The sequence below is a fragment of the Schaalia turicensis ACS-279-V-Col4 genome (assembly GCF_000296505.1).
Classification (GTDB): domain Bacteria; phylum Actinomycetota; class Actinomycetes; order Actinomycetales; family Actinomycetaceae; genus Pauljensenia; species Pauljensenia turicensis_A.
The window spans coordinates 405428-418919 of the sequence record NZ_JH815209.1 but is presented as its reverse complement, the minus strand read 5'-3'; the positions used below and the strand labels follow the sequence as shown (position 1 = coordinate 418919).

At 60.8% G+C, this 13492-nt stretch carries 13 protein-coding genes; 10 read left to right on the top strand and 3 right to left on the bottom strand.

The window, feature by feature from the left end:
* Positions 1–23 precede the first annotated feature (23 nt).
* Entirely contained in the window at positions 24–323 is a 300-nt protein-coding gene (locus tag HMPREF9241_RS09800) for a DUF7675 family protein (RefSeq protein WP_424133817.1), read from the bottom strand.
* Positions 259–597 (bottom strand): hypothetical protein, encoded by a 339-nt coding sequence (locus HMPREF9241_RS05585; protein ID WP_006681308.1) that lies wholly within the window; start codon positions 595–597, stop codon positions 259–261. Before HMPREF9241_RS05585 ends, HMPREF9241_RS09800 begins: the two co-directional genes overlap by 65 nt.
* A gap of 280 nt (positions 598–877) precedes the next feature.
* Here HMPREF9241_RS05585 and HMPREF9241_RS05580 point away from each other — a divergent pair, with 280 nt between their 5' ends.
* The 10 genes from HMPREF9241_RS05580 to HMPREF9241_RS05535 all read left to right on the top strand — a co-directional run bounded on the left by HMPREF9241_RS05580 (position 878) and on the right by HMPREF9241_RS05535 (position 11292).
* Complete coding sequence (locus HMPREF9241_RS05580) at positions 878–2515, top strand: MFS transporter (RefSeq protein ID WP_006681307.1); 1638 nt, start codon at positions 878–880, stop codon at positions 2513–2515.
* Positions 2516–2892: 377 nt separating this feature from the next.
* Entirely contained in the window at positions 2893–4206 is a 1314-nt protein-coding gene (gene tig, locus HMPREF9241_RS05575; RefSeq protein WP_006681306.1) for a trigger factor, read from the top strand.
* Between the two features lie 222 nt (positions 4207–4428).
* Positions 4429–5034: an ATP-dependent Clp protease proteolytic subunit gene (locus HMPREF9241_RS05570; RefSeq protein WP_040318567.1), complete on the top strand. Its 606-nt coding sequence runs from the start codon at positions 4429–4431 to the stop codon at positions 5032–5034.
* On the top strand, positions 5034–5675 hold the full coding sequence (locus tag HMPREF9241_RS05565) for an ATP-dependent Clp protease proteolytic subunit (RefSeq protein WP_006681304.1): 642 nt from the start codon (positions 5034–5036) through the stop codon (positions 5673–5675). Before HMPREF9241_RS05570 ends, HMPREF9241_RS05565 begins: the two co-directional genes overlap by 1 nt.
* A gap of 205 nt (positions 5676–5880) precedes the next feature.
* Positions 5881–7137: an ATP-dependent Clp protease ATP-binding subunit ClpX gene (clpX, locus tag HMPREF9241_RS05560; protein ID WP_006681303.1), complete on the top strand. Its 1257-nt coding sequence runs from the start codon at positions 5881–5883 to the stop codon at positions 7135–7137.
* A gap of 17 nt (positions 7138–7154) precedes the next feature.
* On the top strand, positions 7155–7544 hold the full coding sequence (locus tag HMPREF9241_RS05555) for a chorismate mutase (RefSeq protein ID WP_006681302.1): 390 nt from the start codon (positions 7155–7157) through the stop codon (positions 7542–7544).
* Positions 7545–7852: 308 nt separating this feature from the next.
* Complete coding sequence (locus HMPREF9241_RS05550) at positions 7853–8329, top strand: hypothetical protein (RefSeq protein WP_006681301.1); 477 nt, start codon at positions 7853–7855, stop codon at positions 8327–8329.
* Entirely contained in the window at positions 8326–9399 is a 1074-nt protein-coding gene (locus HMPREF9241_RS05545) for a peptidoglycan-binding protein (protein WP_006681300.1), read from the top strand. Before HMPREF9241_RS05550 ends, HMPREF9241_RS05545 begins: the two co-directional genes overlap by 4 nt.
* Complete coding sequence (locus tag HMPREF9241_RS05540; RefSeq protein ID WP_006681299.1) at positions 9396–10094, top strand: ABC transporter ATP-binding protein; 699 nt, start codon at positions 9396–9398, stop codon at positions 10092–10094. The genes HMPREF9241_RS05545 and HMPREF9241_RS05540 overlap by 4 nt, the downstream gene beginning before the upstream one ends.
* Complete coding sequence (locus tag HMPREF9241_RS05535; RefSeq protein ID WP_006681298.1) at positions 10084–11292, top strand: ABC transporter permease; 1209 nt, start codon at positions 10084–10086, stop codon at positions 11290–11292. The genes HMPREF9241_RS05540 and HMPREF9241_RS05535 overlap by 11 nt, the downstream gene beginning before the upstream one ends.
* An 87-nt stretch (positions 11293–11379) precedes the next feature.
* Here the strand turns inward: HMPREF9241_RS05535 and HMPREF9241_RS05530 are convergent, their stop codons facing one another.
* Entirely contained in the window at positions 11380–13263 is a 1884-nt protein-coding gene (locus tag HMPREF9241_RS05530; protein ID WP_006681297.1) for an AMP-dependent synthetase/ligase, read from the bottom strand.
* Positions 13264–13492: the final 229 nt, after the last annotated feature.

Below are 13492 nucleotides of genomic sequence, written 5' to 3'. Positions count from 1 at the left end.
GGTGCTACGTCTGAATAGAGCCCTCAAGCTTCTTCTAGCCTTGGCATGAAGAACTCATACCAGTATGGTTCTTCTTCTCGCATGATCTGAATCTGCTCTGGGGTGAACTTAGAGGGGAAATCAGTCCACAAGTTGAAAATTGTTCTCTTGTCAAACGTAACAAGAATGGGTCCGCGCAATGGTGATCCATCATCACTGAGCTCAGCTACTCTCCATACGCGCTGCGAAGACCGCACAGGGTCGTCAATGACATAGCGACTATCTAATGTCACCGTCAACCCCTTTCTGCTGTTCGATATCCGCCTTACCCAGCTGGAATGCATGAAAACCAGCGTAATCTTCATCGTCTTCGCGTATCTTCGGCGAAGTCCATGCCAGATACTCGGTCTCGAGAGACTTCGGAAGCCTCTCCTGCGACTCTGTGAGGGAGTAGAGCATCTCATGCAATGCGATCGTCGACTCTTCATCGATCGTCGAATAAAGATCCGCAGCGAACTTTTCGCCAAGAATTGTTGCTGCCCGTGTTGTCTTCCAGAAATCAAACAGAGTAAACGCAAGGCGCGTCTGTTGCTCGTAGGAAGAAGTCGTTTCGGACATACCTAAAGCGTACCCTTCGCGCGCCCATTGTTGGATAAACGGAGGAAACTCAGTCTTTCTCGGTTTGCTATCGCGCCGTTTGTGGCGAGGTGGCGAGGTAGCGGGGGTGAGGTTTCGCTTCTTTGGCCAGATAAAGTTTGCCCTCAGCGCTGCGAGATTGTCCCTCTTCGGTGCTTTGCCTCTTTTATGTGCGTTTCGCTCAGCAAAGTATCTGACAGGGTGTCATAATAATTGTGTATATGGCATTCGTTCGTTGATCCACGTCAAAGGTCATTGAAGTATGAGCGCAGTAAACCAGAATTCTGAAGTAGCACCCACGCGCCGTGACTGGATGGCTCTAGCAGTTCTCTCCATCGGTCTGGGGCTCATTGTCCTTGACGGCACAATCGTCGGAGTTGCTCTCCCTGTCATTATTGGGGACTTGCAGCTGAATATCACCGACGCGCAATGGGTAAACAGTCTCTATGCAGTCCTGCTCGCAGCGCTTCTGCTTTCGACGGGCAACTTGGCTGATAGGTGGGGGCGTAAAAAGGTATTCCTGATCGGTATCGTCGTGTTCGTAGCGGGGAGTCTCTTAGCTGCCCAATCCGAAACCGCGGGGGTTCTGATCTCGTCGCGCGCGATCCAAGCATTGGGGGCGGCTTTCATCATGCCCTCGACGCTTTCAACGGTAAACGCGGTATTCCGTGGTCGATATAGGGCGGCGGCATTCGGTGTCTGGGGTGCCGTTATTTCCGGCGCTGCCGCAGTTGGGCCACTTGCGGGTGGAGCGCTGACTCAGTGGGCCTCGTGGCCGTGGATCTTCCTGGTCAACCTTCCGATTGGCGCGCTGGTATTTGTCGCCGCGCTGTTTACCGTGCCGAATACTCGGGGGAAGAGTGGGCGTCCCGGCATCGATGTTGATGGAGCCATGCTCAGCGCGATTGGCTTCGGAGCTCTTGTCTTCGCCGTTATCGAGGGCCCTGACCTTGGGTGGTGGACTCCGAAGGGTGAATTCAGCATCTTTGGGTGGGATTGGCCGACAACTGCTGCGCTTTCTCCCGTCCCCGTTGCCTTGGGAGTCGCAGTGATTGCGCTGGCTCTCTTCGTGATGTGGGAACGCCATCGTGAGAAGGTTCAGCGCACAGCTCTTCTTCGCCTGGACCTCTTCCTTCTGCCGACCTTTGCGTGGGGGAACGTGACTGCCGGAATGGTTGCAGTGGGAGAATTCGCGATCATTTTTGTTCTTCCCCTGTATCTCATCAACGCACTTGGCTTGGACATCATGGGCGCGGGGCTCGTCCTTGCGGCGATGGCAGTTGGTGCGTTCTTGTCGGGTGCGTCTGCGCGACATCTTGCGGCGAGGTTCGGCGCTCCGGCGACAGTATTGATCGGACTGGCTCTGGAAGTGGTAGGCATTCTGGTTCTCGCACTTCTTGTGAGCCCGACGACCCCGGGATGGGGGATTGGCCTGCCTCTGACCGTCTATGGTCTTGGACTCGGTCTTGCATCAGCGCAGTTGACGGGCACGGTACTTCGGGATATTCCTGTTCAATTCTCCGGTCAAGGATCGGCGACACAGAGTACGGTCAGGCAGATTGGTTCGGCTTTGGGAACTGCTGTTGCGGGGGCCATGCTCTCCGTTTCGCTCTCGATGGCTCTTCCTCAAGCGCTTGAAGACGCCGGACTGACAGGGGAGGCATTCGATTCCATTGCCGAGGCAACGCGCTCGTCCGCCGGCGTCATGATCGCGCAACTGCGAGCTCAAGGCGATCACAGCGCCCTTGGTGATCAAACTGCTCTCACCGTGGAAGCACTGACGAGGGGCTTTAGCGATGCCACAAGCTGGGCGCTCCTAGCCGCGAGCCTCTTCCTTGTCCTCGGCCTCGTCGGTGTACTACGCCTACGCCGTGCGTCCATGATCTCTTCTGGCGATTAAGTAGGGCGAGGCAGACGGATTGAGTGGATCTCCTTCTGGGAAATGGCGCGCCCAGCGGATACTCCTCGCGATAATTTCTGTATGCCTGAGATGAAGACCCCAGATCTTTCACTGGCGAAAGCTGCAGTGTCGGGGTTATGTATGTGAGAGCCTAGGGATCCTCGAGTTTGCGCACGACTGATGAATGACTGGTCTGTGGATCACTCCTTGGAAACTTCGAAGGTGGAGTCGCCCTCGATTAGTGGAGTTGCGCGCATTTAAGCCATAAACCTGGTCTCGATAGGGACATTGACGCGGGTCTGTCGTAAACTAGGCGAGTTGTCATGCGCCCGAATTGGGTGCTCCCGCAAATTTGAAACGTTTTGGAGTGCACGCACGTGAAGAGCACCGTTGAGACTCTCGAACCCACCAAGGTTCGCCTGACCGTTGAGGTTCCCTACGAGGAACTGTCCGATGAGATGAACAAGGCCTACAAGGATATCTCCCAGCAGGTCTCCATCCCCGGTTTCCGTAAGGGCCACGTGCCACCTCGCATCATCGACCAGCGTTTCGGTCGCGCAGCCGTCATCGAACAGGTCGTCAACGAGGTCCTGCCGGGTCACTACTCGGATGCAGTCGCAGAGCATTCGCTCCGCCCGATGCAACAGCCACAGGTCGAGGTCACCGAGATCCCGAACACCACCGGCGAACAGGGGGGACAGCTGATCTTCACCGCTGAGGTCCCGGTTGTGCCGGACTTCGAGCTCCCCGAATTCGACGAGAAGACCGTTGTCACCGTCGACACCACCGAGGTCACCGACGAAGACGTCCAGAAGGAACTCGACGAGCTCCGCTCTCGCTTCGCAACTCTGAAGACCATCAACCGCAAGGCCAAGACCGGCGATTACGCAACCATCGACATGGTTGCCACCATCAACGGTGAAGAGGTCGACTCGGTCGCAGACGTGTCCTACGAAATCGGCTCGGGCAACATGCTCAATGGTCAGGACAAGGCTCTGCGTGGCACCAAGGCAGGCGACGAGGTTTCCTTCACGTCCACCCTCAAGGGCGGCGACCACGAAGGTGAAGAAGCAGACATCACCATCACCGTGAAGTCCATGAAGGCGCGCGAACTGCCGAAGGCGGACGACGACTTCGCTCAGATGGTTTCTGAATTCGACACCATCGACGAGCTCATGGAAGACCTGCGCACGCAGGCCGGCCAGTCAAAGACCTCGCAGCAGGCGCTACAGGCCCGCGACAACCTGATCACCGACCTCCTCGAACAGGTTGAGATTCTTCTTCCTGAAGAGGTCATCGAGCACGAGGTTTCGCGCCGCGTCTCCGAAGATGCCAAGCCGAAAGAAAAGAAGGAAGCGCGCGCGGCCGTCGAGCGCGAACTGCGTTCTGAACTCCTCTCCGAGGCAATCGCGAAGAAGTTCGATGTTCAGGTTTCCCAGCAGGAACTCATCGACTACGCGATCCAGATGTCGCAGAACCTCGGCATCGACATCAACCAGCTGTTCTCCTCCTCGCAGCAGATGGCAGCAGTTGTCGCAGACCTCGGACGTTCCAAGGCTATGATCGAGGCTCTGCGTCAGGTCACCGTCAAGGACACTGAAGGCACGGTCGTTGACCTCTCTGAGTTCTTCGGCGACGTTGCAAAGGAAGAAGCAGAAGCTGAAGAGGCAGAAGAAACCACTGAAGCCTGATTCAAGCATGCGCTAGCAACACGCGAGTGAATGTGGCCGGTACTTTCGGGTACCGGCCACATTGCATGTGGGAGGCCTCATACTGCTATGAGCACTGCGCCTACAGCGAACAGAGGGGGATTGGCTGAGCCTTGTCCGCGTGAAACCGATAAGTTATACCCAGTGGGATCTGAAAGCGGATCTATTCGACCAAGGAGAATCCTCGTGAGCGACCAGGCTGTAATGGCAGGCGGCGGCGTGCAATCGCCGATGGGTCTGTCCGACTCCGTGTACCAGCGACTTCTTGCAGAACGCATCATTTGGCTGAACGGCGAGGTCCGTGATGAAAACGCCAACGCGATCTGCGCCCAGATGCTTCTGCTTGCCGCCGAAGATCCGGACCGCGACATCTACCTGTACATCAACAGCCCGGGTGGGTCGGTGACCGCAGGCATGGCAATTTACGACACTATGCAGTACGTCAAGCCTGATGTCGTCACTGTCGCAATGGGCTTGGCTGCTTCGATGGGTCAGTTCCTGCTGACCGCAGGCGCGCCGGGCAAGCGCTTCATCACCCCGCATACTCGCGTCCTGCTCCACCAGCCTCTTGGTGGTGCCGGTGGTAGCGCCACTGAGATTCGTATTAACGCGGACCTGATTCTGAAGATGAAGAAGGAACTCGCTGAGATCACCGCTGAGCGTACCGGCAAGTCCGTTGAGCAGATCGAACTGGACGCGGACCGTGACAATTGGTTCTCGGCGTACGAGGCCCTGGAATACGGCTTCGTTGACAAGGTCATCGTGAACCCGCAGGAAATTAGTACGCTCGGCCAGGATGGAGAAAACTGATGAGCACCACCCCGTACTTTGAAGGTATCGCCCGTCAGATGCCACAGGCTCGCTATGTTCTGCCGAATTTCGAAGAGCGCACCGCTTACGGTTTTAAGCGCCAGGACCCCTACGCCAAGCTATTCGAGGATCGCATTGTGTTCCTCGGCGTGCAGGTTGATGACGCGTCTGCTGATGACGTGATGGCGCAGCTTCTGGTTCTGGAAAGCCAGGATCCCGATTCGCTGATCACCATGTACATCAACAGCCCCGGTGGTTCCTTCACCGCGCTGACCGCAATCTACGACACGATGCAGTACATTAAGCCGCAGATCCAGACCGTGTGCCTTGGTCAGGCCGCATCGGCTGCAGCCGTTCTGCTGGCGGCCGGTTCACCGGGCAAGCGCCTGGCACTGCCGAATGCTCGTGTTCTGATCCACCAGCCGGCCATGGAAGGCATGCAGGGGCAGGCATCCGATATCCAGATCGTTGCTGACGAGATCGACCGTATGCGCGCGTGGCTGGAAGATACGCTCGCGCATCACTCGGGCACCCCGGTTGAGCAGGTTCGTCGCGACATCGAGCGCGACAAGATCCTGACCGCTCCCCAGGCGAAAGAATACGGCCTGATCGACCAGGTTCTTCAGTCCCGCAAGGGCTAAAACGCTGGCGCTCACTAGCGTGAAGGTGGCTACGCTGTGGGGAGAAAATGGCGCGCCGAATGGCGGACTTACCTGTCCTCACATAGGCTGAAGACACGCTGAACGGAAGCGTTTGCACGCCAATCCTAGGTGGCAACCAACATATCTACGTGTGACGTCCCGGTGGCGCGCGGTAGTGATGAATTTTGATCGATGGAGGGCTAACGTGGCTCGACTGACCGACGGAGCTGAACTGCTCAAGTGCTCGTTCTGTGGAAAGAGTCAGAAGCAGGTGCGCAAGCTCATCGGCGGTTCCGGTGTCTACATCTGCGACGAGTGCATAGACCTCTGCAACGAAATCATCGCTGAGGAATTGGGCAAGGCTCCCGAAGAAACCTCGGAACTGCCCCTGCCGAAGCCAATTGAAATCAACGACTTCCTGAATTCGTGGGTGATCGGCCAGGATCGTGCGAAGCGTGCGCTGTCTGTCGCGGTCTACAACCACTACAAGCGTGTGAAGTCGCGTGACGCTGGGCATGCTGAAGATATGCAGGGGACCAAGTCGAACATTCTGTTGCTTGGCCCCACGGGTACGGGCAAGACTCACTTGGCGCGTTCGCTGGCGCGTATGCTTGACGTTCCTTTCGCGATCGTTGACGCGACTGCGCTGACGGAAGCCGGCTACGTTGGTGAGGACGTCGAGAATATTCTTCTTCGTCTGATCCAGACCGCGGATGGTGACATTAAAAAGGCTGAACGGGGCATCATCTACGTCGACGAAATCGACAAGATTGGCCGTAAAGGAGAGAACGCCTCGATTACACGCGATGTTTCCGGCGAAGGTGTCCAGCAGGCTCTGCTGAAGATTATTGAAGGCACGGTTGCTTCGGTGCCGCCGCAGGGCGGACGCAAGCACCCGAACCAGCAGTTCCTTGAGATTGACACGTCGGGCATCCTGTTCATCGCAGCGGGGGCTTTCGCCGGTATTGAAGAGATCGTGAAGGCTCGTTTGGGTCAGCGTTCCACCGGTTTTGGCTCAGACCTGAAGTCTGCTGCTGAAATGGGTGACCTGTACAAAGAGATCACCCCGGAAGATCTGCACAAGTTCGGCATGATTCCAGAATTCATTGGTCGTCTGCCGATCCTGACGTCCACGCAGGAACTGACCGAAGAAGACCTCGTCCGCGTCCTGACCGAGCCGACGAACTCCCTAGTTCGCCAGTACCAGCATCTTTTCGAGCTTGACGGCATTGATCTGGAGTTCACGCACGAGGCGTTGCTCGAGGTCGCGGCCTTGGCGAACGAGCGTAAGACCGGTGCCCGTGGCCTGTCGTCGATCATGGAGAACACACTGTCTGACCTGATGTTTGAGCTGCCCAGCCGTGACGACGTGGGGCGCGTTGTGATTACGCGCGAGTACGTTCTTGGTGAAGGTGAGCCTGAGCTCTACGCCGAGCGCGCTCATCAGATTCGCACCGCCTGAACCGGATGGGAAAACCAGTGGCAGAAGAAACACAGATCAGCGCCCACACGTCCGGAGAGGCCCTGATCGGAACAGGCATCCCTGCCGAGCTGGCTGACGCGCGTGGAACCATCGACAACATCGATGCTGCGCTCGTCCATATTCTTGCTGAGCGTTTCCGCTGTACCCAGCGAGTCGGACACATCAAAGCTCTCCATGATCTTCCGCCGGCTGACCCGGCACGTGAAGCACGACAGGTTGCGCGTCTGCGATCGCTCGCCGAAGAATCCGGCCTCGACCCCGACTTTGCTGAAAAGTTCCTTGCCTTCATGGTGAAGGAAGTTATTCGCCACCACGAAGACATCAAGGCCGAGTACGACGAGGGGAGCGCCCACTCAATACCGAAGCATGGCATTGTTGGGAGATGATGGGCACTCGGGTAGGTTGCCTTGAGTGAGGCCAAGCACGTAGAGATCCTGTCCATCCTCGAGCAAAACACGGCTCGCTCCGAAGGGGGGCGAAGACTGACCGTATAAGCGCCCGACGAGGAAGAGAATCTGCTGAGAGACGGTGGATGTGCGAGCGCCCCCCGCCTCGTTTTGCCCTCTCAGGGGTGTCTGGTGGAATTCTGCGCAGGCTCCCCGATAGTTTTCAGGCAGCTTTCAGGGTTGTGGACTGTAATCTATTCAGGCAGTGAGAACCATTGCCGATAAGCAGTCCTCAAGGAGTTTTTTTGATGAAGAATCGCACGCAGATGCGCGCTCTTGCCGTCGTCGCCGTCACCCTGGCTACGGTCCTCAGCGCATGCGGATCGACCGGCTCGTCCACCTCGTCCGCGTCCAACACCAAGAGCCAGAGCGGAACGGCCACCAACGCGGCCAGCAACGACCCGAATCTGCTGTTTGCTCAGTGCATGCGTGACAAGGGCTTCGACGTGCCTGACACGGGCCTGACGCCCGATCAGCTCAACGATCACTCCACCGCCTTCGACTCTGCCCTCAACGAGTGCATGATGAAGGTCTCCGGCTTGACCGGCGAGGACAACATTGCGAACGACCCCGCAGCGCGCGAGTCAATGGTCAAGGCAGCGCAGTGCCTGCGTGAGGCCGGATATGACGTCAAGGACCCGCAGGCGGGCGAAGGCATCAGCGTCAAGGACATCCCCGAGGATGTGCTCAACAAGTGCTTCCAGCAGTCAGGGGCCGCCAAGTGAAGCGTTCGCAAACCCTGCGCCCCGCGGCACTCGCGATCCTGGCGATCGGCGCGCTGACCCTGTCCGCCTGCTCGGGCACCAACACAGACGCCCAAGCCCCCCAGTCCTTTGACGGTGCGACGGAGACCATTACGAAGGGAGACCTGGCGGGGGAGACCACCGTCCAGGGAAACCTCCACTACGCCGACTCCTACACCCTCAAGAGTGCCTTCGAAGGCGTTGTCACCTCCCTGCCCACGCCCGGCACGACCCTCACTCAGGGATCGCACGTGTACACGGTCGGTGGCGACAACACGTATCTGCTCCACGGCTCTACCCCCGCCTGGCGCACGTTTGAGGCAGGCATGGACAACGGCGAGGATGTCACCCAGCTGGAGACCGCGCTGTCCGAGCTCGGCTATTTCACGGCTACCCCCGATGCCCACTTCGACTGGAACACGACCGTGGCGATCCAGAGGTGGCAAAAGGCCCTCGACCTGCCCCAGACCGGCTCGCTGCCGCTGGGCACCGTCCTCTTTGCACCTGAGGACCTGCGTATTGGTGCCCTGAAGGCCCGCGTCGGCGACAACGCGACGATGGAGACGGAACTGTTCACGGCCTCTTCCTCGCGTCAAGTCATCTCCGCGAACCTGAAGCTCTCCGACCAGGCTCTCGGCGTCGTCGGAAACTCAGTGACCGTGCGCCTGCCCGGCTCCACCACCACGACGACCGGGACGATTACCTCGGTCGAACCCCCGCGCGAAAAAGCCAGCGAGGAGGGATCCGAGGAGACGACCAAGGAACGAATTATTCCGATCACCGTCACCCCCGATGACACCTCCGCCCTCGAAGGGCTCCAGGAGGCCTCGGTCTCCCTGGGCCTGACCTCCGAGACTCGCACGGACGTGCTGTCCGTGCCCCTCAGCGCGCTCGTGGCCCTGAGTGCCGACCAGTTCGGCGTCGAGGTCGTGGATGAGTCGGGCAAGATTCGTCGGGTCCCTGTCACCGTCGGCCTGTTCGCGGGAGACCGCGTCGAAGTGAGCGGCGACGAGATCGCCGAAGGCCAGCGCGTGGTGGTGCCCAACCGATGAGCCACATCCTGCAACTGACCGACGTGCACCGGTCCTTCGGTAGCCCGCCCGTGCATGCCTGTAACGGAGTATCCCTGGCCGTCGACGAGGGAGAGTTCGTCGCCATCGTCGGGCCGTCCGGCTCCGGAAAATCCACTCTGCTCAACCTCATCGGAACGCTCGACCGCCCCACCTCGGGCAGCGTGTGCATTAACGGCACAGACGTGTCCTCCCTGCGTGACACGGAGCTGTCGGGAGTGCGATCGTCGCTGATCGGTTTCGTGTTCCAGCAGTTCCACCTGACGGCCGGCGTCTGCGCCCTTGACAACGTCGCAGACGGACTGCTCTATCGGGGCGTGCCCCGTGCCAAGCGTCGCGAGGCCGCGCGTGAGGCTCTGACCCGCGTGGGCCTCGGACACCGCATGGACCACAAGCCCCACCAGATGTCGGGCGGTGAACGCCAGCGCGTCGCAATCGCTCGTGCCATCATCGGGCACCCGGCCCTGCTGCTGGCCGACGAGCCCACCGGCAACCTCGACTCGCGCTCGGGCGCGTCCATCGTCACCCTCCTGCGCGAGCTCAACGAGGCCGGCACCACCATCATCGTGATCACCCACGACAACGACCTGGCGGCCTCGCTGCCCAGGCAGATCGCCATCCGCGATGGCGAGATTGTCTCCGACTCCGCACACCCGGGAGGTGGCCATGGAGAGTGAGAAGAATTCAGAAACCGGTCGCTCCGCCCTGCGCCTCTCGGACGTCGCGCGCCTGGGCCTGACGGGCCTGCGCGCTCGCCCTATGCGTGCCGTCCTCTCGGCCCTGGGCATCGCGATCGGCATCGCGGCCATGGTCGGCGTCGTCGGCGTCTCCGCATCCTCACAGGCCCGCCTGCAAGAGCAGCTGCGGGCGCTGGGTACCAACATGCTGACGGCGCGCAGCGGCGCTGACCTGTCGGGGACGGACCTCATCCTGCCCGAGGACGCCGTGGGCCGCACTCTCATGATCCCGGGCGTCACCGACGCGGCTTCGACGTCGACGCTGAGCGGCGTCTCCGTGTACCGCTCGCGCCTGTCCGACCCGAACGCGACCGGCGGCATCATCACGATGGCGGCTGACACGAACCTCCTGAATGTCGTATCCGGGACCATGAAGAAGGGCACGTGGCTCAACGATGCCACCGCGAAGTATCCGGGCGTCGTCCTGGGCTCGAAAGCCGCGCAGCTGCTCGGCGTCGTCGAGCCAGGCACCCAGGTGTGGCTGGGTGGCATGTCGTTCACCGTCTTGGGCATTATGGATCCAGCACCCCTGGCCGAGGAACTTGATAACGCCGCCCTCATCGGCGTTGCCGCCGCGGACACGTACTTCGGCGCGGGCAAGACCCCCACGACGATCTATGAGCGCTCCTCCGAGGACCAGGTGGAGAACGTCCGCGAGCTCCTCGGACCCACGCTCGCCCCGCAGGGCGCCACCGGCCTCAAGGTCTCACGCCCTTCCGACGCACTGGCCGCCCAAAACGCGGCCGACCAGACGCTCACGACCCTGCTCGCCGGCGTCGGTTCGATCGCCCTGCTCGTCGGTGGCATCGGCGTGGCCAACACGATGATCATTTCCGTCCTGGAACGTCGTAAGGAGATTGGCCTGCGCCGCTCGCTCGGCGCCAAGCGGGGACACGTCACCGTGCAGTTCCTGGCCGAAGCCCTGCTGCTGTCCTTCCTCGGAGGACTCGCCGGATGCCTCATCGGCGCCGGTGTCACCTGGGGCATGTGTTACGCGTACGGATGGCCGCCAACCCTGCACTGGTGGGTGATCGCCGCAGGCCTCGGCTCCACTCTCCTCATCGGCGCCGTCGCCGGGCTCTACCCCGCGATCCGAGCGGCCCGCACGCCACCCACAGCGGCGCTCGCCTCGCAGTAGGTTGCCCACATAAGAAAGCCGTGGCCGACTCGCCAACCCCGACACCGAGAGGGGAGCGAGCCGGCCACGGCTTTGTTCATGAGCAGGTCAGTTTTGCACGGGACCGCCGTAGATCTCGTCGATGACGGAGGCAAGGCGATGCGTGGCCTTCAGGCGCTTGACCTTGAGCGAGGGTGTGAGCAGGCCGTTTGCCTCCGTGAAGTCGGTCGTGAGGACCTTGATCTTGCGGATCGACTCGGCGCGCGAGACGTGCTTATTCGCCGAGGCCACCGCCTTCTCTAGGGAGGCCAGGACCTCGACGTTCGTGGCTGCCTCCGCCACGCTCATCGGGGGCAGCGAATGGGTGGCGAGCCAATCGGGCAGCATCTCCGCGTCCAGCGTGATAAGCGCGGCGATGAACGGCCTCTGGTCGCCCACGACCAGGACCTGGGAGATGAGCGGGTGGGAGCGCATCGGGTTTTCGAGGACAGCCGGGGCGACGTTCTTGCCACCCGCCGTCACGATGATCTCTTTCGCGCGGCCCGTGATGGACACGTAGCCGTCGCGGTCCAGGGACCCCAGGTCGCCCGTGCGGAACCAGCCGTCTTCGGTGAAGCAGGCGGTCGTTGCTTCGGGGTCGTTGTGGTAGTACTGGAAGATGCTTGGGCCCTTGAGTAGGATCTCACCCTCGTCGCTGATCTTGAAGGACATGGGCGGCAGAGCCGGGCCTACGGTGCCGATCTTGGACAGGTGGGGCGTGTTGACAGAGACCGGGCCGACCGTCTCTGTCAGGCCGTAGCCCTCTAGAACGGGGATACCGACGCCGCGATAGAAGTGGGCGAGCCAAGTGGCCAGGGGTGCGCCGCCCGAGACGATGTAGTCTGCGTTGCCGCCCACCAGGCGGATGATCTGCTGGTAGACGAGCTTATTCGCCAGCGCGTGCTGGGCCTTGAGGGAGGCGCTGGGGCCTTCCTCAGTGTCGAGGGCACGCGAGTAGGCGATCGCGATCTTGGCGGCCCAGCGGAAGATCTTGCGCTTGGGGCCGGAAGCCTTCGTGTCCGCCGAGTTGTAGATCTTTTCTAGGACGCGCGGGACGACGAGGAGATAGCTCGGCTTGAAAGATGCCAGGTCGTTCAGCAGGTTCTTGATGTTAGAGGCGTGGCCAAGCACGCCGTTGCCACTGATCTGGAAGACCTGCAGGAAGCGCGCGAACACGTGGGCCAGCGGTAGGAAGAGGAGCAGGCGCGAGTCCTTGCCGGCGGCAATCTCCGGCATCCACGAGTGGGCGTTCAGGCATAGGTTCGTGAAATTCTCATGGGACAGGACTGCGCCCTTGGGCGTGCCCATCGTGCCCGACGTGTAGACGATGGTTGCGATGTCGTCCTTGGTGAGGGCCTCCGAGCGGGCGAGGACGCGCTCGCGCGGGGTGGCCGAACCCTCCGCGATGAGGGTCTCGATGGCCTCGGAGTCTAGGGAGAGCACGTGGGTGCTGTCCCGGTTTTCTCGCTCTGCTGCCGCGCGCACGATCTCTGCCATGGACACGGTTTCGGTGATGATGAGGTTGACGTCCGCGTCGACGAGGACGTGGGCGACCTGGTCGATGGAGCTGGTCTCGTAGATGGGCACGGGGACGAGGCCGGCCGCCCAACACGCGAAGTCGAGGAGCGTCCACTCGTAGCGGGTGTGGCTCATAATCGCGACGCGGTCGCCGGGTTCGAGGCCCCGCGCGATGAGGCCAGCGGCGAGCGCGTGCACCTCATCGTAGAAGTCGCGCGCCGTGATGGAACGCCACGTGTCGCCGATACCGATTTTGCGCAGGATGAGGGGGCGGGTGGCACTGCGCTGCACGCGCTCTTTCAGCAGGTGGGGGATCGTCGTGTGGTCGTCGATGCGCACCAGGACGGGGGCGTGCCACTCAAGGGCTTTGGTGGTCGTCTGCGCCTGCGTCGTCGTGTCGTCGTTGGACGAGGCCGGGGTTTCTTCGGCGGTCATGTCTGCTCCCTGGTCGCTGGGCGGTGTGTGCTGCGGGACGGGGCCAGCGGCGCTCCTACTGTTTCCCCCCCCTATCCTACGCGCCCGTAGAACGGGGGAGAGGGAGCGTCTTTAGGGGTGGGTGGCTTTGCCTTACGGGACAGGATCAGGCGAGAGCATCGCTCGTTCAATTCAATCCCAGTTCAGCGCGAATGATATACGTGCTGTGGTGAGTGAACATCGGCGGTTC

Bases quoted from the DNA above. Each gene is read 5' to 3' on its own strand.
- HMPREF9241_RS05530 (WP_006681297.1), bottom strand. From the start codon at position 13,263: ATGACCGCCGAAGAAACCCCGGCCTCGTCCAACGACGACACGACGACG.
- HMPREF9241_RS05550 (WP_006681301.1), top strand. From the start codon at position 7,853: ATGAAGAATCGCACGCAGATGCGCGCTCTTGCCGTCGTCGCCGTCACC.
- HMPREF9241_RS05535 (WP_006681298.1), top strand. From the start codon at position 10,084: ATGGAGAGTGAGAAGAATTCAGAAACCGGTCGCTCCGCCCTGCGCCTC.
- HMPREF9241_RS05580 (WP_006681307.1), top strand. From the start codon at position 878: ATGAGCGCAGTAAACCAGAATTCTGAAGTAGCACCCACGCGCCGTGAC.
- HMPREF9241_RS05565 (WP_006681304.1), top strand. From the start codon at position 5,034: ATGAGCACCACCCCGTACTTTGAAGGTATCGCCCGTCAGATGCCACAG.
- HMPREF9241_RS05570 (WP_040318567.1), top strand. From the start codon at position 4,429: ATGGCAGGCGGCGGCGTGCAATCGCCGATGGGTCTGTCCGACTCCGTG.
- HMPREF9241_RS05585 (WP_006681308.1), bottom strand. From the start codon at position 597: ATGTCCGAAACGACTTCTTCCTACGAGCAACAGACGCGCCTTGCGTTT.
- HMPREF9241_RS05540 (WP_006681299.1), top strand. From the start codon at position 9,396: ATGAGCCACATCCTGCAACTGACCGACGTGCACCGGTCCTTCGGTAGC.
- HMPREF9241_RS09800 (WP_424133817.1), bottom strand. From the start codon at position 323: ATGCATTCCAGCTGGGTAAGGCGGATATCGAACAGCAGAAAGGGGTTG.